General features: G+C 61.3%; 16 protein-coding genes and 1 pseudogene. 2 read left to right on the top strand and 15 right to left on the bottom strand.

Translation table 11 applies throughout. The annotated features are described in order from the left end of the window. Nucleotides 1-42 precede the first annotated feature (42 nt). From dtd to hutC, 13 genes are all read right to left on the bottom strand, one after another. A complete protein-coding gene (dtd, locus tag CKW07_RS09225) occupies nucleotides 43-480 on the bottom strand; it encodes a D-aminoacyl-tRNA deacylase (protein ID WP_095144610.1) in 438 nt (145 codons plus the stop codon). Next, on the bottom strand, nucleotides 477-1,448 hold the full coding sequence (gene pip / locus CKW07_RS09220) for a prolyl aminopeptidase (RefSeq protein ID WP_095077987.1): 972 nt from the start codon (nucleotides 1,446-1,448) through the stop codon (nucleotides 477-479). Before pip ends, dtd begins: the two co-directional genes overlap by 4 nt. Before the next feature lie 187 nt (nucleotides 1,449-1,635). Beyond that, nucleotides 1,636-2,439, bottom strand: coding sequence for an N-formylglutamate deformylase (hutG, locus tag CKW07_RS09215; RefSeq protein WP_095144609.1), 804 nt, complete (start codon nucleotides 2,437-2,439; stop codon nucleotides 1,636-1,638). A gap of 10 nt (nucleotides 2,440-2,449) precedes the next feature. Beyond that, nucleotides 2,450-3,655: an imidazolonepropionase gene (gene hutI / locus CKW07_RS09210; protein WP_095144608.1), complete on the bottom strand. Its 1,206-nt coding sequence runs from the start codon at nucleotides 3,653-3,655 to the stop codon at nucleotides 2,450-2,452. 17 nt (nucleotides 3,656-3,672) lie between these two features. Then, nucleotides 3,673-5,082 (bottom strand): amino acid permease, encoded by a 1,410-nt coding sequence (locus tag CKW07_RS09205; protein WP_095144607.1) that lies wholly within the window; start codon nucleotides 5,080-5,082, stop codon nucleotides 3,673-3,675. A gap of 80 nt (nucleotides 5,083-5,162) precedes the next feature. After that, the gene (hutH, locus tag CKW07_RS09200; protein ID WP_095144606.1) at nucleotides 5,163-6,701 is read right to left on the bottom strand and encodes a histidine ammonia-lyase; all 1,539 of its coding nucleotides are present in this window, start codon (nucleotides 6,699-6,701) and stop codon (nucleotides 5,163-5,165) included. 112 nt (nucleotides 6,702-6,813) lie between these two features. Beyond that, on the bottom strand, nucleotides 6,814-8,337 hold the full coding sequence (hutH, locus tag CKW07_RS09195; protein ID WP_095144605.1) for a histidine ammonia-lyase: 1,524 nt from the start codon (nucleotides 8,335-8,337) through the stop codon (nucleotides 6,814-6,816). Nucleotides 8,338-8,493: 156 nt separating this feature from the next. After that, the gene (locus CKW07_RS09190; RefSeq protein ID WP_095144604.1) at nucleotides 8,494-9,318 is read right to left on the bottom strand and encodes a glycine betaine/L-proline ABC transporter ATP-binding protein; all 825 of its coding nucleotides are present in this window, start codon (nucleotides 9,316-9,318) and stop codon (nucleotides 8,494-8,496) included. Continuing rightward, on the bottom strand, nucleotides 9,315-10,166 hold the full coding sequence (locus CKW07_RS09185; protein ID WP_095077980.1) for a proline/glycine betaine ABC transporter permease: 852 nt from the start codon (nucleotides 10,164-10,166) through the stop codon (nucleotides 9,315-9,317). Before CKW07_RS09185 ends, CKW07_RS09190 begins: the two co-directional genes overlap by 4 nt. Before the next feature lie 69 nt (nucleotides 10,167-10,235). Further along, complete coding sequence (locus CKW07_RS09180) at nucleotides 10,236-11,204, bottom strand: ABC transporter substrate-binding protein (protein ID WP_095144603.1); 969 nt, start codon at nucleotides 11,202-11,204, stop codon at nucleotides 10,236-10,238. Nucleotides 11,205-11,433: 229 nt separating this feature from the next. Next, nucleotides 11,434-13,116 (bottom strand): urocanate hydratase, encoded by a 1,683-nt coding sequence (gene hutU, locus CKW07_RS09175; RefSeq protein WP_095077978.1) that lies wholly within the window; start codon nucleotides 13,114-13,116, stop codon nucleotides 11,434-11,436. Nucleotides 13,117-13,632: 516 nt separating this feature from the next. After that, a complete protein-coding gene (locus CKW07_RS09170; protein WP_095144602.1) occupies nucleotides 13,633-14,202 on the bottom strand; it encodes a HutD family protein in 570 nt (189 codons plus the stop codon). 9 nt (nucleotides 14,203-14,211) lie between these two features. After that, nucleotides 14,212-14,880 carry a histidine utilization repressor gene (gene hutC / locus CKW07_RS09165; RefSeq protein ID WP_256577038.1) on the bottom strand — a complete coding sequence of 223 codons (669 nt, stop codon included), beginning with the start codon at nucleotides 14,878-14,880 and terminating at the stop codon, nucleotides 14,212-14,214. 187 nt (nucleotides 14,881-15,067) lie between these two features. On the opposite strand from hutC, the gene CKW07_RS09160 reads away from it, so the two are divergent. Beyond that, complete coding sequence (locus tag CKW07_RS09160; protein WP_095144600.1) at nucleotides 15,068-16,432, top strand: formimidoylglutamate deiminase; 1,365 nt, start codon at nucleotides 15,068-15,070, stop codon at nucleotides 16,430-16,432. A gap of 61 nt (nucleotides 16,433-16,493) precedes the next feature. Here the strand turns inward: CKW07_RS09160 and CKW07_RS09155 are convergent, their stop codons facing one another. Together CKW07_RS09155 and CKW07_RS09150 are read right to left on the bottom strand one after the other, a co-directional pair. Next, nucleotides 16,494-17,063 (bottom strand): lipocalin family protein, encoded by a 570-nt coding sequence (locus tag CKW07_RS09155; protein WP_095077974.1) that lies wholly within the window; start codon nucleotides 17,061-17,063, stop codon nucleotides 16,494-16,496. Between the two features lie 31 nt (nucleotides 17,064-17,094). After that, on the bottom strand, nucleotides 17,095-17,349 hold the full coding sequence (locus CKW07_RS09150; protein WP_095144599.1) for a hypothetical protein: 255 nt from the start codon (nucleotides 17,347-17,349) through the stop codon (nucleotides 17,095-17,097). Nucleotides 17,350-17,629: 280 nt separating this feature from the next. Between CKW07_RS09150 and CKW07_RS25920 the strand changes: the two are divergent. Continuing rightward, nucleotides 17,630-18,664, top strand: a pseudogene (locus tag CKW07_RS25920) (cache domain-containing protein); the annotation flags it as partial. Nucleotides 18,665-18,705: the final 41 nt, after the last annotated feature.

Genomic DNA, 18,705 nt, shown 5'->3' with positions numbered 1-18,705 from the left:
GTTTCACCCTGAAATACGCCCGAAAAGATGTTTCAAACGCTTTCAGGTCTGCAACAGGAAGGTCACCGGGCCGTCATTGACCAGGTGCACCTGCATATCCGCGCCAAATCTGCCTGATGCTACTTTGCCATGCAACTGTTGCGCCCTGGCTAATAAATAGTCAAAAAGCGCCTCTCCCAGTGCCGGAGGGGCAGCGGTGGAAAAGCTCGGGCGCAACCCGTTTTTGGTGTCGGCTGCCAGGGTGAACTGCGAGACCAACAGCAAACCACCCTCAACATCGGCCAAGGACAGATTCATCTTGCCCTCGGCGTCGCTGAACACCCGATAGTTAAGCAGCTTATGCAGAAGTTTGTCTGCGCTGGCCTGCGTGTCGTCCGGTTCCACGGCCACCAGCACCAGTAGCCCCTGGTCGACAGCGCCCACAATCTCCCCCGCCACTTCGACTCGCGCGCCACGCACGCGCTGTAGCAGGCCCTTCATGCTTCTTCAGGCGGCAGATCGAGCAAGCGCCGCGCCATCTGGCTGGCTGCGCGCACCAAGGCATCGGTGATGCCCGGTTCGGAAGCCGCGTGACCGGCGTCGCGGATCACCTGCAGCTCGCTGTTGGGCCAGTTCTGATGCAACTCCCAGGCATTGTCCAGCGGGCAGATCACGTCGTAGCGACCGTGGACGATAACCCCCGGCAAATGGGCGATCTTGCCCATGTTGCGGATCAACTGGTCAGGCTCGAGAAACGCATTGTTGGTGAAATAGTGGCATTCGATCCGGGCAATCGACAGCGCACGCTGCGGCTCGGAGAAGCGATCGACCACCAGCGGGTTCGGGCGCAGGGTGGCCGTGCGGCCCTCCCAGAGCGACCAGGCCTTGGCCGCGTGCATCTGGGCAATCTGGTCGTTACCGACCAGGCGCTTGTGGAATGCAGTGAGCAGGTCGTCGCGTTCGTCGTGGGGGATGGGCGCGATGTAGTCCTGCCAGTAGTCAGGGAACAGGCGGCTGGCGCCGGCCTGGTAGAACCATTCGATTTCCTGCGGGCGGCAAAGAAAGATCCCGCGCAGAATCAGACCGTGCACACGCTCAGGATGGGTTTGCGCATAAGCCAGGGACAGGGTCGAGCCCCAGGAGCCGCCGAACAGCACCCATTTCTCGATGCCCAGATGCTGGCGAATCCGCTCCAGGTCAGCGACCAGATCCCAGGTGGTGTTGTTTTCCAGGCTGGCGTGCGGGGTCGAACGGCCGCAACCACGCTGATCGAAGGTGACAATACGATACAGATTCGGATCGAAGTAGCGCCGGCTCTGTGCATCGCAACCCGCCCCCGGGCCGCCATGAATGAACACCACCGGCAAACCTTCCGGTGAACCGCTCTCGTCGACATACAGCGTGTGGGTTTCATCGACGGCCAGATCGTGCCGGGCGTAGGGTTTGATCTGCGGGTACAAAGTCTGCATTGCGCGCTCCGTAAGGGGTCGAGGTCATCCCTGGGGGGACTTCTATTATTCTGCCGTCCGGCATCATAAACCCGAATGGTGCAATGAGCATGTCCTTGGAGAAATTGAGGGAATGTTTCAGGCTTTCGGCAATCTGAAGTGAACCGATGTGGCGAGGGAGCTTGCTCCCTCGCCACAGGGGGTCACCTCAGCTTGCGTAGTGCTTCTGCCCCCAGGCCAGTAGCCCTTGCAGCAGTTCTTTCAACACCACCTGGGTCGGCGCCGCCAGGTCAGGGCGATAGCGGAACGGCTCGAACTCTTCCATATAGGTGCACTGGCCCAACTCCAGTTGCACCGCATGAATGTTTTCTGCCGGGCTTCCGTAATGCCGGGTGATGTGCCCCCCCTTGAAGCGCCCGTTGAGTACATGGCTGTAGTCCGGGTGGCGGGCGCAGATGGCTTCCAGTTGGCTGGCCAACTGTGGATCGCAACTGGCGCCATTGAAGGTGCCCAGGTTGAAGTCCGGCAGCTTGCCGTCGAACAGGTGCGGGATCACCGAGCGGATCGAATGGGCATCGAACAGCAGCGCGTAGCCGAACTCGGCTTTGAGTCGCGCCAACTCCTGCTGCAAGGTGCTGTGGTACGGCGTCCAGATCTGTTCCAGGTAGGTGGCACGTTCCTGCGCGGACGGCTCCAGCCCTTCGCGGAACAACGGCACGCCATCAAACAACGTCGCCGGGTACAGGCCGGTAGTCGCACCGACGTACAGCGGCTTGTCGTCGGACGGACGATTAAGGTCGATGACGAACCGTGAGTACTCCGCCGCCAGGGTGCTGGCGCCCAGTTCAGCGGCGAACTCGTAGAGCGTTGGAATGTGCCAGTCCGTGTCCGGCAGGCTGTGTGCCTCAGGGATCAAACCGGCTTCCACCGCAGGCGTCAGGCGCACACCGGCATGGGGCATGCTGATCAGCAGCGGCACCCGGCCTTGTTTGAAGTTCAGAACCTTATCCACAGCTGTTCTCCTATAACTCGACTTCAACGCCGTGACGCACGACGCGTTTTTCCAGGTCGCCGCCCAACCAGTACGACAGGTCGGCCGGACGATCGATCTGCCAGGCGACGAAGTCAGCGACTTTGCCCACTTCCAGCGAACCGTGGGTCTGTTCCATGCCCAAGGCCGTGGCCGCATGAATGGTCGCGCCAGCCAGGGCCTCTTCCGGGGTCATGCGGAAACAGGTGCAGGCCATGTTCAGCATCAAGCGCACCGACAACGCCGGCGAAGTACCGGGGTTGAGGTCGCTGGCGATGGCGATCTTCACCTGGTGTTTGCGCAAGGCCTCCATTGGCGGCAACTGGGTTTCACGCAGGAAATAGAAAGCACCCGGCAGTAACACGGCAACGGTACCGGAGGCAGCCATGGCAATGGCATCGTCTTCGGTCATGAACTCCAGATGATCGGCCGACAACGCGTGATAACGCGCCGCCAGGCTGGAACCGTGCAGGGACGACAGTTGCTCGGCGTGCAGTTTCACCGGCAAACCGAGTTTCTGTGCAGCGATGAACACCCGCTCGACCTGGGCCGGCGAAAACGCCAGGTACTCGCAGAACGCATCCACCGCATCCACCAGCCCTTCGGCTGCCAGTGCCGGAAGCATTTCGCTGCAGATATGGTCGATGTAGTCGTCGGCGCGGTCGGCATACTCCGGCGGCAAGGCGTGAGCGGCCAGGCAGGTGCTGCGCACGCTGACAGGCAGTTCGGCGCCAAGACGACGGATCACCCGCAGGATTTTCCGCTCGCTGGCCAAGTCCAGGCCATAACCGGATTTCATCTCGATGCTGGTCACACCGTCACGCAGCAGGCTTTTCAAGCGCTTGGCGGCGCTGGCAAACAGTTCGTCCTCGCTTGCTGCGCGAGTCGCGCGCACGGTGCTGGCAATGCCACCACCGGCGGCTGCGATCTCGGCATAACTGACGCCCTGCAGACGTTGTTCGAACTCGCCGCTGCGGTTACCGCCGAACACCGTATGGGTGTGGCAGTCGATCAGGCCCGGAGTGACCCAGGCCCCCGCGAGGTCATGGACCTCGGGGTAATAATCGGACGGCAGCTCGCTACGTGGACCGATCCACTCAATGTGCGCACCTGACGTCACGATGGCGGCATCCTCGATGATCGAGTAAGTGCCCTGCGCCATGCTTGCAACGTGGCAGTGTTGCCAGAGAGTTTTCATCCGAGGCCTCCGTTAGGTTATCGATGGGACAAAGAAGAGTCGGGGGTGACCTCGACCGCTTGCCCGGCCGCCGGTTTGACCCACAGCTTGTAAGCGATCACCAGCAGCACGATCCACACCGCGCCGACCACCAACGCCGCCTGGGTATCTGGGAAGTAACCCAGTACACCGAAGACGAACAGCATGAACACAATCGCCGCCGCCGGCGCATAAGGCCAGAACGGAACCGGGAAGTGCAACTGAGCGACTTGCTCGCGAGTCATGGAGCGACGCATGGCCACCTGAGTGATCAGGATCATCAACCAGACCCAGACGGTCGCGAAGGTCGCAATCGAGGCGATCACCAGGAACACGTCTTTCGGGATCAGGTAGTTCAACACCACGCCGCCGAGCAACGCTGCACCCATGACCACCACGGTCATCCAGGGCACGCCCTGTTTCGACAATTGGGCAAAACTTTTTGGTGCATGACCTTGCTGGGCCAGACCGTACATCATGCGGCCGGCGCCAAAGATGTCGCTGTTGATCGCCGAAACCGCCGCCGAGATCACCACGATGTTGAGGATTGTCGCCGCCGAGCTGATGCCCAGGTTGTCGAAGATCTGCACGAACGGGCTGCCCTGGCTGCCAATCTGCGGCCACGGATAGATGGCCATCAGTACAAACAACGTCAGCACGTAGAACAGCAGAATCCGCAGTGGCACCGCATTGATCGCCCTTGGAATCACCCGCTGTGGGTCCTTGGCTTCACCCGCCGTGATGCCGATGATTTCGATACCACCGAAAGCGAACATCACCACGGCCAACGATGCGATCACGCCACCGATGCCATTAGGCATGAAGCCGCCATGGGCCCAGAGGTTGTCCAGGCCAGTGGCCTGTTCGGTGCTGGCCGAGCCGATCCCGAACAGCATGATGCCGAAACCGCCGAGGATCATCGCGACGATGGCGGCGACTTTCAGCAGCGACAGCCAGAACTCCATCTCACCGAAGACTTTGACGTTGCACAGGTTAAGCCCGCCGATCAGGAGCACGATGCCCAATACCCAGACCCAGCGCGCGACCTCCGGGAACCAGAAGCCCATATAGATGCCGAACGCGGTGACGTCTGCCAGGCAGACGATGATCATCTCGAAGGCATAGGTCCACCCCAGGATGAAGCCGGCCATCGGCCCCAGGTAGGTGCTGGCGTATTGACCGAAAGAACCTGCAACCGGGTTGTGCACCGCCATCTCGCCGAGGGCGCGCATGACCATGAACACCGCTGCACCACCAATCAGGTAGGCCAGCAGCACGGCAGGGCCGGCCATCTGGATGGCTGAGGCGGAACCGTAGAAAAGCCCGGTGCCGATCGCCGACCCCAGTGCCATGAAGCGAATATGTCGGGCGGATAGCCCGCGTTTCAAGCCTTTATCTGGCTGTTGCATTTCTCGTCCCTAATTATTCTTATCGGGGAAATCGTCATGTTGATCGTTCCCACGCTCCTGCGTGGGAACGATCATCGGACTTACAGGCTCGGCAGCAACTTCGCTACGACCAGCTCATTCAGGCAGCGCGATGCCAGCAGCTCGCTCGCGGCGTTGATGTCCGGTGCGAAGAAACGGTCTTTCTCGTAGAACGGCACTTTGGCGCGCAAGGTGCTGCGGGCTTGTTCCAGTTTCGACGAGGTTTTCAGGCCGTCGCGCAGGTCCAGGCCCTGGCAGGCAGCCAGCCACTCGACCGCCAGGACACCACGGGTGTTCTCGGCCATTTCCCACAGGCGCTTGCCAGCCGCCGGGGCCATGGACACGTGGTCTTCCTGGTTGGCGGAAGTCGGCAGGCTGTCCACCGAGTGCGGGTGAGCCAGGGCCTTGTTCTCGCTGGCCAGAGCGGCCGCGGTTACCTGGGCGATCATGAAGCCGGAGTTCACGCCACCGTTGGCCACCAGGAACGGCGGCAGTTGCGACATGTGCTTGTCCATCATCAACGAGATGCGGCGTTCGCTCAGGGAGCCGATTTCAGCGATGGCCAGGGCCATGTTGTCGGCGGCCATGGCAACGGGTTCAGCGTGGAAGTTACCGCCGGAGATCACGTCACCTTCAGCCGCGAACACCAACGGGTTGTCCGATACGGCGTTGGCTTCGATCGCCAACACTTCAGCGGCCTGGCGGAACTGGGTCAGGCAGGCGCCCATGACTTGTGGCTGGCAACGCAGGGAGTACGGGTCCTGAACCTTCTCGCAGTTCTCGTGCGAATCGGACACTTCACTGCGCTCGCCCAGCAGGTCGCGGTAAGCCGCGGCAGCGTCGATCTGGCCTTTCTGGCCACGGGCAGCATGGATCCGCGCATCGAACGGCGAGCGCGAGCCCAGTACCGCTTCAACGGTCAGGCCACCCAGCGCCAGGGCGCCAGCGAACAGGTCTTCACCTTCGAACAGGCCACGCAGGGCGTATGCGGTCGATACCTGAGTGCCGTTGAGCAGGGCCAGGCCTTCTTTGGCGGCCAGGGTCAGCGGGGTCAGGCCGGCGACTTTCAGCGCTTCGGTGGCCGGCAGCCATTCACCTTTGTAACGGGCCTTGCCTTCGCCCAATAGCACCAGCGACATGTGGGCCAGAGGCGCCAGGTCGCCGGACGCACCGACCGAGCCTTTCAATGGGATGTGCGGGTAGACCTCGGCGTTGATCAGGGCGATCAGCGCGTCGATCACTACCCGGCGAATACCGGAGAAGCCACGGCTCAGGCTGTTGACCTTAAGCACCATGATCAGGCGCACCAGGGCGTCGGAGATCGGCTCGCCGACACCGGCGGCGTGGGACAGCACCAGCGAGCGCTGGAGGTTTTCCAGGTCTTCGCTGGCAATACGGGTCGAGGCCAGCAGGCCGAAACCGGTGTTGATGCCGTAGGCCGTGCGGTTTTCCGCGAGGATCTGTTCCACACAGGCAACGCTGGCTTCGATTTGCTCCGATGCACTGTCGTCCAGCGTAACGCTGAGCGGTTGTTGGTACACGGCACGCAGTTGGGCAAGGCTCAGTTGGCCTGGGATAAGGTTCAGCGCAGTCACATTCATTCTCCTTTTGAGAGTTTTCTATTAACTAACCAGACGCTCCGGATAATTCCGTTGTCCGTCGCTTCCCGCTTTTTAAGGGGGTTAGCGCCTTGGCACGCTGGCTGGGTCGATATCAGTTCAGGGTCGGTAAAGCGTTTTGCAGCAATGTCGGGTCTTTCAAAATCGAGGCCGCGCTGGCGATGTCCGGTGCCAGCCAGCGGTCCTGGTCGTAGGCCGCAACGCGCTCACGCAACAGGCGCCAGGCGGTGTCGGTACCGGCGCCGAAACGCTGGTCCTTCAGGAATTCGAATGCCTGGGCGGCCAGCAGGTACTCGATGGCGAGGATCTGCGTGCAGTTTTCCAGCACCCCGTGCAGTTTCAGCGCCGCGTTGGTGCCCAGGCTCAGGTGGTCTTCCTGCAGGCCCGAGGTCACGTAGTTATCGAGTACCGCCGGTTGCGCCAACTGGCGGTTTTGCGCACACAGCGAGGCCGCGACGTACTGGACGATCATCATCCCGGAGTTCACCCCGGGATTGGCTACCAGGAACGCCGGCAGGCCACTGACGTGCGGGTTGATCAAGCGATCGAGGCGACGTTCGGCAATCGAGCCGATTTCCGCCATGGCAATCGCCAGCAGGTCGGCCGCCATGGCCACCGACTGACCGTGGGGGTTAGCCTGGGACACCACCCGGAAGTTGTCCGGCGTGCCCAACAGCATCGGGTTGTCGGAAACGCCGTTGAGCTCGGTTTCAATCTGCCGGGTCGCGTGCGCCAGCTGATCGCGGGCAGCGCCGTGAACCTGCGGGATCGAACGAATGCTCAGGGCATCTTGAGTACGAATGCCCAGGCTGGACGCGATCACTTCGCTGCCATCGAGCAAGGCCCGCAGATTGATCCCCACCTGCTGCATGCCCGGGTGCGGCTTGAGCGCAATGATCTCGGCATCGAACGCCGCGATCTGACCGCGCTGGGCTTCGAAGCTCATGGCGCCGATCACGTCGGCCCATTGCAGCAAATGGGTAGCGTCGGCCAGGGCCAGGCAGCTGAGGCCGCTCATGCACGGCGTGCCGTTGACCAGGCACAGGCCGTCTTTGGCGCCGAGCACGACCGGTTTCAGGCCTTCTTCGGCCAAGGCTTGCTGCGCCGGGACGATCTGCCCGCGGTAGCTGACATTGCCGACACCCAGCAAGGCAACGCCGATGTGGGCCATGTGCGTCAGGTAACCCACCGAGCCTTGGGACGGCACTTGCGGGGTGATGCCCCGGTTGAGCAGTGCCAGCAGCCCTTCGACCACTTGCCGGTGCACGCCGGACTTACCATTGCTGTAGTTGAGGATCGCCGCGCAAATGATCGCCCGGGTCTGCTCGTTCGTCAGTGGCGCGCCAACGCCACAGGCGTGGCTGAGCAAGGTGTTGCGCGATAGCTGGCTCAACTGCTCGCCTTGCAGGGAGACGTTGCACAGCGCGCCTAGACCGGTGTTGACGCCATAGGCGCGTTCGCCGCTGACAACGATGCGCTGGACGATGGCCTGGGCGTTTTCGATCCGCGCCCAGGTGCTGGCCGCCAACTCAAGCGGCGCGCCACCACGGGCGACCGCCACCACATCCTGCCAACGCAACGGGGTATCGGCGATAACGATTTTTTCAGTCTGGGACATTTGAAGCCTCATACAAACTTTGTTGATGCGTTACACCCGTGGCGAGGGAGCTTGCTCCCGCTGGGGTGCGAAGCAGCCCCAAACACTCTGCGACCGCTACGCGGTCGAACGGGAGCAAGCTCCCTCGCCACACAACAGTCTCGCCATCATCGACACTCAAACCACCGCCGCGCGCCGCTGCACGAAACGGTCGACGTACTCGTCAGCCGGCGAATGCAGGATCTCTTTCGGCGTGCCGACCTGGATCAGGCGGCCGTCCTTGAGGATCGCGATGCGGTTACCGATGCGCACGGCTTCATCGAGGTCATGGGTGATGAACACGATGGTCTTGTGCAAGGTCTTCTGCAGTTCCAGCAACTGGTCCTGCATTTCGGCGCGGATCAGCGGGTCAAGGGCGCTGAAGGCTTCGTCCATCAGGATGATGTCGGTGTCGGCCGCCAGTGCCCGGGCCAGACCTACGCGCTGACGCATGCCACCGGACAGCTGATGCGGGTATTTGTTTTCGTAGCCTTTGAGGCCCACGGTGTTGATCCAGTGCAGGGCGCGCTCACTGCACACTTGCTTGCTTTCGCCGCGCACTTTCAGGCCGTAGGCGACGTTGTCCAGCACGCTCTTGTGGGGCAGCAGGCCGAAGCTCTGGAACACCATGCTGATCTTGTGCCGGCGAAACTCGCGCAGTGCCTCCATGTCGTATTGCAGGATGTCCACGCCATCCACCAGGATCGCGCCGCTGGTCGGGTCGATCAGGCGGTTGAAGTGGCGCACCAGTGTCGACTTGCCGGAACCCGACAGGCCCATGATCACGAAGATCTCGCCGGTACCAATGCTCAGCGACAGGTCGTTGACCCCGACCACGCAGCCGGTTTCGGCCAGCACCTGGTCTTTGCTCTTGTTCTGGCGAATCATGTCCAGCGCGTCAGCCGAACGATTGCCGAAAATCTTGAAGACGTTTTTGACTTCGATCTTGGCTGCGTTGCTCATTTGCTCACCTCATGCCGTGGCCGGCCGTAGGCCTGGGTAATGCGGTCGATGACCACAGCGAGAATCACGATCGCCAAGCCGGCTTCCAGGCCGCGTCCGACGTTGAGGGTCTGAATGCCGACCAGCACGTCCTCACCCAGGCCACGGGCGCCGATCATCGAGGCGATGACCACCATCGACAGGGCCATCATGGTGGTCTGGTTGATCCCGGCCATGATGCTCGGCAGGGCCAGTGGCAATTGCACACCGAACAGTTGCTGCCAGCGGTTGGCACCAAACGCATTGATCGCTTCCATCACCTCGCCGTCGACCTGGCGGATACCCAGGTCGGTCAGACGAATCAGCGGCGGCGCGGCGTAGATCACCGTGGCGAAAATCGCCGGGACCTTGCCCAGGCCGAACAGCATCAGCACCGGAATCAGGTACACGAAGCTCGGCATGGTCTGCATGATGTCCAGCAGCGGCATCAGCACCGAACGCAGACGGTTGCTGCGCGCCGACAGAATGCCCAGCGGCACGCCGATCAGCACCGAGATGACCGTCGCCACCAGCATCAGCGCGAGCGTCTGCATCAGCTTGTCCCACAGGCCAACCGCGCCGACCAGGAACAGCAGACCGACGATGACGCCCGTGGTCACCACTTTGCGGGTCGCGTGCCAGGCAACGCCCGCCACGATCGCCAGCATCAACCACCATGGCGCCGCACGCAGCAGGCCTTCGAGGTTGACGATGGCCCAGAGCAGGGTGTCGGAGATGTGGCGGAACACATCACCGTAGTTGGTGACCAGCGAATCGACCCAACTGTTGACCCAGTCGGCGATGGAAAAGGTAAAGCTTTCGGGAAACATAAGAGGCTCTCAATCAAGGGGTTGCGATCAAGTGTCCGACTGCCGAATACGGCAGCCGGAAGGCTTGACCTACAAGGCCGCGTCGATTTTCTTGGCGGCGTCTTCACTCACCCATTGGTGCCAGACTTCAGGATGTTCCTTCAGGAAGATCTTGGCCAGTTTTGGCGACTCGATCCGCTCTTTGGTCATGCGCGCCAGGTTCTGGTTCAGCAGATCGATAGGCAGGTTGACCTTCTCGAGCACGGTGACCAGTTCCGGAGCCTCGTCGTGGAAGGTCTTGGACAGACCGACCTTGATGTTCACGCTCTTGTCCACGCCTGGCTTCTCTTCCAGCTTCACCACGTCGATCTGGCCCATCAGCGGGGTTGGCGACCAGTAGTAGAACAGGATCGGCTCGCCACGCTTGTAGCTCGACAGTATGGCGGCATCCAGCGCCGGGCCGGTGCCTGGGCGGAAGTTGGTGTAGGTGCTTTCCAGGCCGTAGCTCTTGAGCATTTCGCTGTTGTCCAGCTCACAGGTCCAGCCAGCCGGGCAGTTATAGAAACGGCCCTTGGACGGCTCTTCCTGGTCCTTGAACACCGCTGAGTATTTACCCAGGTCGGCAATGTTTTTCAGGTCCGGCGCCTTGGCTTCCAGCTTGCGCTTGGCATCGCCTTCAATCACATAGCGCGGTACGTACCAGCCTTCGACGGCACCCACCACCGGCGCGCCGACACCGACGACCTTGCCGGCTTTCTCGGCCTTGTTCCAGACTTCGCTGCGGCCTACCCACTCCTCGGCGAAGACTTGAATATCGTTGCTGCTCAGGGCGTTCTCCATGGTGATGGAGTTGCCTGGCAGGCTGTCAGTCTTGCAGTCGTAGCCTTTCTCCAGCACCACCTGCATCACGTCGGTCAGCAGCATGGCGCTTTCCCAGTTCAGCCCGGCGAATTTCACCGGCTTGCCGGATTCACACCAACCGGCGGCCTGAGAGGCGCCTGCGCTGGCCAACAGGCCCACGGAAATCAAAGTGCTCAGCAGAGTCTTGTTCATTTTCATTGTATGACGCTCCTAATCAAGAATTGGCTTACGGCAGTCAAGAGGCATCCAGTCCTGTCCACGTCCAATTGAGCCAGACCGCTGTAGCGCGGCGTGCTCCACTCAGCTTTCGTACGGTCACCGCCTTGATCTGCGGGCTATCGCCTGGACGATCGCCAACCTCTGCGGGCACTGCTGCGGGCGCTGGCTTGCCTGACACGCGGACAAGCCAGCCCCTGCAGACCGGGTGTTACTTACCCGTGATCATCGGCAGGTTCAGACCCTGCTCTTTGGCACAGTCGATCGCGATCTGGTAGCCGGCGTCGGCGTGGCGCATAACGCCAGTGGCCGGGTCGTTGTGCAGAACACGAGCAATGCGCTCAGCCGCTTCGTCAGTACCGTCGCAGACAATCACCATGCCCGAGTGCTGGGAGAAGCCCATGCCGACGCCGCCGCCGTGGTGCAGGGAAACCCAGGTCGCGCCGCTGGCGGTGTTGAGCAAGGCGTTGAGCAGTGGCCAGTCGGACACGGCGTCGGAACCGTCCTGCATGGATTCGGTTTCGCGGTTAGGGCTGGCAACCGAACCGGAGTCCAGGTGGTCGCGACCGATCACGATCGGTGCCGACAGCTCGCCGCTACGCACCATTTCGTTGAACGCCAGGCCGAGCTTGGCGCGCAGGCCCAGGCCTACCCAGCAGATACGGGCCGGCAGCCCCTGGAAGCTGATGCGCTCGCGCGCCATGTCCAGCCAGTTGTGCAGGTGGGCGTCGTCCGGGATCAGTTCCTTGACCTTGGCGTCGGTCTTGTAGATGTCCTCGGCATTACCCGACAGCGCCGCCCAGCGGAACGGGCCGATGCCACGGCAGAACAGTGGACGGATGTAGGCCGGAACGAAACCCGGGAAGTCGAATGCGTTCTCGACGCCTTCTTCTTGCGCCATCTGGCGGATGTTGTTGCCGTAGTCGAAGGTCGGAACCCCCATTTTCTGGAAGTCCAGCATGGCCTTGACGTGCACGGCCATCGATTGCTTGGCGGCTTTCACCACGGCGGCCGGCTCGGTCTTGGCGCGAGCGCGGTATTCGTCCCAGGTCCAGCCGGCTGGCAGGTAACCGTTGAGCGGGTCGTGGGCGCTGGTCTGGTCGGTGACCATGTCCGGGCGTACACCGCGCTTGACCAGTTCTGGAAGGATTTCAGCCGCGTTGCCCAGCAGGGCGATGGAAATCGCTTTGCCTTCCTTGGTGTATTTGGCGATACGCGCCAGAGCGTCGTCGAGGTCGGTGGCTTGCTCATCGACATAGCGGCTGTTCAAACGGAAATCGATGCTGACCTGCTGGCATTCGATGTTCAGCGAGCACGCGCCGGCCAGCGTCGCGGCCAGAGGTTGAGCACCGCCCATACCGCCCAGACCCGCGGTCAGGACCCAACGGCCTTTCAGGTCATCGTTGTAGTGCTGGCGACCGGCTTCGACGAACGTTTCGTAGGTGCCTTGAACGATGCCCTGGCTGCCGATGTAGATCCAGCTTCCGGCGGTCATCTGGCCGTACATGGCCAGGCCCTTGGCATCGAGTTCGTTGAAGTGTTCCCAGCTCGCCCAGTGCGGCACCAGGTTGGAGTTGGCGATCAGTACGCGCGGGGCGTTGCTGTGAGTCTTGAATACGCCGACCGGTTTGCCGGATTGCACCAGCAGGGTCTCGTCGTCGTTCAGGTTGGTCAGGCTTTCGACGATCTTGTCGTAGCATTCCCAGTTACGCGCTGCACGACCGATACCACCGTAAACCACCAGTTCTTTAGGGTTCTCGGCGACTGCCGGGTCGAGGTTGTTCATCAACATGCGCAGCGGCGCTTCGGTCAGCCAGCTCTTGGCGGTCAGCTTGTTACCGCGAGCAGCGCGGATTTCAACGTCACGAAATTTCGTCGGTTTATTCTCAGTCACGAAAAGAACTCCTCAGCAATCAATCCAAACCAACCCAGGCAGTGGGCGAGCAAGCCAATGGGCAATCAATGCACACCGGCGAATCAGTGGACGATGGTCGAGTCTCCGTGACTCATACGCATACGTCTTTACTTGTACATACAAGCATATGCAATCAAGCGGCCAACTTGTTGGCGAACCATCCAATAAAGTCCTGAATCTGGCTGAAACGCCCATGGGGCAAGGGTTTGGCGAGCAGCGATTTTTTCTGGAGGCGTTTTGCGAGGAGGTGACGAATGTTACTTGAGCGGGATTTTGCGTCACGTTGGGGCGTTCGGTAACAAAGTGGTGCGCTTTCGGAAACGGTATGTGTAGCGCTTTTGTGGCGAGGGAGCATGCTCGCGCTGGGCTGCAACGCAGCCCCCAAACCATTCAATCGAAATTTGTCAGATGCATCCGGCTAGCCGGGTTGACGACGGCTGCGCCGCCGAGCGGGAGCAAGCTCCCTCGCCACAGAGAGACTCATTGGCCTGGGAATCAGCGTGCTGCCAGTTCAATCACGCAGCATGGGCCGTTACTGGAGACTTCCAACAGGCCAGTGTTACCGTCGAACTGCAGGCAATCGTGTCGGCCCAGTTGCGAAACACTGTTACCGACCTTCAGTTCAAGCGCTTGGCTGACACTGAACACCAGCACAGTCCCTGCCTCGCTGAAAAACCGTTGCTCACCGTCCAGCCACTGCAATCGTGCGCCATAACGCTTTGGCGCATAGATCAGGTTGAAGTCACGAATCGCCCCACCCAACAGTGTGCAGGACACCTGGCTCTCGCCACTGAAGGCAAAGGGGTCCAGCGGTAACAGGGGGCGTGCGTCCTGGCCGTCGACGGTCAAGGTCATGCCATCACCTTGCAGCACGGTGATGACCCGCTGATACCCGGCGAAGGTGGAAAAGCCGCCGGACTCGCCAATATCGGCAATCGAGAGGCGCCAGCCAAACCCGTCCAGGCCCGTGCCCGCATCGCGGGTGATTTCTTCGGTGCTACCGCCGCCGTTTTTCCACGGCATGCGCGGATAATCAGCCGCGCGCAATACCTTCAACTGACTCATTTACGCCTCTCACTTATGAAACCGCCCTTCCAGGCGATGACGGGAACCGGGATGGATCAAACGGGCGGCTGTCACCGGCTGACGACCCGACCAGGTGCGGCGACGAATCAGCAGGCACGGCTCGCCCTTTTCGATTTGCAGCAGTTTGCATTCGCTCGACTCGGCCAGGATCGCCTCGACGACGTGCTCGCCCTCCGTCAACGGCGCCACCTGATTCAGGTAGGCGTATGGCGTTTGCACGGTGAAATCCTGCTTGAGGTAGTCCGGCGCCACCAGCGCGTTGACGAAGCGATCCTCGATTTGCACCGGGATGTCGTTTTCGTAGTGCACGATCAGCGAATGGAAGACCTTTTGCCCTTCACGCATGTCCAGCGCCAGAGCGCGCTCGGAACCAGCGGCTTCTTCTTCCAGGGTAATGACCTGGCAGGTGTGGCGATGGCCACGGGAAGCGATTTCGTCGGCAATGTTGTGCACTTCAAACAATGCAGATTGGCTCTTGGGTTCGGCGACAAAGGTGCCGACGCCCTGCATGCGCACCAACAGGCCATCCGCCGTCATCTCGCGCAGGGCGCGGTTGATGGTCATGCGGCTGAAACCCAGCTGGTTGACCAGCTCGCTTTCCGACGGCACACGGTAGTGCGGCGGCCAGTTCCCACTGTCGATTTGCTGGGTGATCATCTGTTTGACGCGGGCGTACAAGGGCGCCGGACTGTCGCCCAGATTGGCACTCAGCGGCGTGATGGCAGGCGGAGTCGGCACAGGAAATCCTTGATGGTTGATGAAAGTGACTAGCTTGCCGGAGTTTACCGAGCAGGCAAACGTCTGTATATGTATATACAAATAACACACGATGGGGTGCTGAACCATGTCCGCCTTCTTTGCCGAACGCGCGTTACTGCCTAGTGGATGGGCCAACAATGTACGTCTAGAGGTCAGTGCCGATGGCCTGCTGACCCACATCCAGGCCGATGCGAGCGCTGAAGGCGCCGAACGATTGAGTGGTCCTGTGCTGCCGGGCATGCCGAACCTGCACTCCCACGCGTTCCAGCGGGCGATGGCCGGCCTGGCCGAGGTGGCCGGTAATCCGAACGACAGCTTCTGGACCTGGCGCGACCTGATGTATCGCCTCGTCGGAAAAATCAGCCCGGAACAACTGGGGATCATCGCTCGCCAGCTGTACATCGAAATGCTCAAGGCCGGCTACACCTCGGTCGCCGAATTCCATTACGTGCACCACGACCACAACGGCCAGCCTTACGCGGACCCGGCCGAACTGTCGCTGCAGATCAGCCAGGCGGCCAGTGCCGCAGGGATAGGCCTGACCTTGCTGCCGGTGCTCTACAGCCATTCCGGGTTTGGTGGCCTGGCACCGAACGACGGCCAGCGGCGCTTTATCAACAGCACGGAAAACTACCTGAGCCTGCAAGCACGCCTGCAACCGATCCTGGCGCAGCAAGCGGCGCAAACCCTGGGAGTGTGTTTCCACTCGTTGCGCGCGGTCACGCCACAACAAATCAGCGAAGTACTGGCGGCCAGCGACAAGCAGTGCCCGGTGCACATCCACATCGCCGAACAGCAAAAGGAAGTCGACGACTGCCTGGCCTGGAGCGGTCGCCGTCCATTGCAATGGCTCTACGAAAATACCGACGTCGATCAGCGCTGGTGCCTGGTCCACGCCACCCACGCCAACCCGGAAGAAGTCAGCCTGATGGCCAAGAGTCGCGCCATCGCCGGCCTGTGCCTGACCACCGAAGCCAACCTGGGCGACGGGATTTTCCCGGCCGTGGATTTCCTCGCCCAAGGCGGACGCCTGGGCATTGGCTCTGACAGCCATGTATCGCTGAGTGTGGTGGAAGAACTGCGTTGGCTGGAATACGGCCAGCGCCTGCGCGACCAACGCCGCAATCGCTTGTATGGCACCCATCAGCCGATGGTCGGTCGCACCCTGTACGACGCCGCGCTCGATGGCGGCGCGCAAGCCCTGGGCCAGCCGATAGGCGCCCTGGAGGTCGGCAAGCGCGCCGACTGGCTGGTACTCGACGGCAACGACCCTTACCTGACGACCGCCAGTGGCGACGGGATCCTCAACCGTTGGTTGTTTGCCGGCGGCGATCGTCAGGTGCGCGACGTACTGGTCAATGGCAAGTGGGTGGTGCGCGACGGGCATCATGCCGGCGAGGAAGAAAGCAGCCGGGCCTTCACCCAGGTACTGCGCAACCTGCTCGGCTGACCGCCGGGACTGGCCGAGGGCTTGATCGTTCCCCCGCGTGGGAACGATCTCATGCAGAGCGTTATTTGGAGGTCTGTGCCATCTTGGTGTCCGACACCCGCCAGATCAGGCGTGTGGTGTCGTAACCCTGCTGACGCGCCCTGCTCAGCAGTTCTTCACGGGTATCGGCATTGACTTCGGGCTTGCGCGACAGCAACCAGAGGTAACGTCGATCAGGGTTGCCGACAATCGCAGTCTGGTAGTCGTCGCTGACGTACAACACCCAGTAATCGCCCTTGAATCCACCTGGCAACAGGCGGGTAAACCAGTTATCGAAGTTCACCCACAGCTTGTCGGCCTTGCCCGGAACCTGCGGCGTCGCGGTGCCCCGAACCTCTTCCCACGTCCACTCAGGCGTCAGGCAGCGATTGAGCACATCCATGTCACCGTCCGGCTTGAGGGCATAGTGGGCTTCGGACTGCGCGCAGTTACGCTGGAAGTACATGGGCATGCGCGCCAGCTCGTACCATTTGCCCTGGTAACGCTTGAGGTTGACGCTACTGGCCGTTTTCGGCGCAAGCGAATCATTGCCAGAAGTGGCGCAGCCGGCCAACAACAGACCGGCCAAAAGAGCTATTACTAACCGCATCATTATTCTTCTCCCGTGGGCACATAGCCCCGGTTTACTTCAGGCCTTGTCCGGAAAACATCAACACTTTGTCACCGGCGAATTGCACGCTGATAAAGCTGTTCTTATCGCCCCAGGTGCAGCTGGACATGCCCAGTGCGCCGGAACAATCGGCAGGTTTGCCCAACAGTGTTTCGACTTCGACCTTGGGCATGCCCGCCGACAGTTTCGAGTAGTTTTCCTGGTTGACCTTGCTGCAGGCGGCTAACAGCACGCAAAACGACAGCAAGGCGATAGAACGCAGCGACATGGTGAAACTCCTGGAAAGAGGGGAAGGCATGGCTGCCAACCAGAAGGTTAGAAGAGAAAACCCCCTTCTGGTTCCCACCGCCGCCGGGTATTTCTTGAACGGTTGCCTGTGCATTTTTCCCGTAAATCAGACACTTTCTCGCGCCAGTCGACATTTCGTCGATTTTCGCCAAACCCGCCTAATCTTTGGCGCCGACCTGTCGACATAGAAGCAGCGCCTGGCCTCGACCGAGGCAATTTGACGCACCTCGCTGATCAGTCCTCCCGCGGTAGCTCCTCTAATGACCAGAAACATGAAGTTCAGCCACAAGATCCTGCTCGCCGCTGCCCTTGTGGTGGCCGTTGCGTTTGCCTGTTTCATCCTGTTCAACGACTACCGCCAGCGCCAGACCCTGCGCGCCAGCACCGAATCCTCGATGCAGGAGCTCGGCAGCCTGACCACCAGCAACATCCAGACCTGGCTGGAAAGCCGCATGCAGCTGCTGCAATCGCTGGCCCAGCAAGTGGCCGTCGACGGCCCGGCACTGGACGCTCTCAAACGCGCGATCGACCTGCCGGCGTACACCAGCAACTTCCAGCTGAGCTACTTCGGCGGTGCCGACGGCGTGATGTTCTCGGTGCCGGCCGGTAATCGCGCGGCGGACTACGACCCACGCGCCCGTGGCTGGTACAAGGCCGCCAACGGCGCACAGCAGACCATCGTCACCGAACCCTACATCGCCGCGTCCTCGGGCAAGCTGGTAATCACCGTGGCCACCCCGGTACGCCATCAGAACCAGATGATCGGCGTGGCCGGTGCCGACATCGACCTGGGCAATGTCAGCGCTATCATCAACTCGCTGGACTTCGACGGACACGGCCACGCCTTCATCGTCAGCGCCGATGGCAAGATCCTCATTCACCCGGACAGCAAGCTGGTGCTCAAAAGCCTTTCCGAAGCCTATCCGGCCGGCGCGCCAAAGGTCAGCCCGGGCATGCAGGAAGTCGAGGTCAACGGCAAGACCCAGTTCATCTCGTTCACCCACGTCAACGGCGTGCCCTCGGCCGACTGGTACGTGGCCCTGGTGCTCGACCAGGACACCGCCTTTTCCATGCTCAGCGAGTTCCGCACCTCGGCGATCATCGCCATGCTGATTGCCGTGGTGATCATCATCGCCCTGCTGGGCATGCTGATCCGCGTGCTGATGCAACCCCTGCTGACCATGGGCCGGGCCATGCACGACATCGCCGAAGGTGAAGGCGACCTGACCAGGCGCCTGACCATCCATGGCCATGACGAATTCGGCGCACTGGGCACTTCGTTCAACCGTTTCGTGGAGCGGATCCACACCTCGATCCGCGAAGTGTCGTCAGCCAC

Origin of the sequence: Pseudomonas sp. Irchel s3b6 (assembly GCF_900187415.1) — a bacterium.
Taxonomy (GTDB): domain Bacteria; phylum Pseudomonadota; class Gammaproteobacteria; order Pseudomonadales; family Pseudomonadaceae; genus Aquipseudomonas.
The sequence above is the reverse complement of the archived record's forward strand: the minus strand, read 5'-3'. Positions and strand labels throughout refer to the sequence as shown.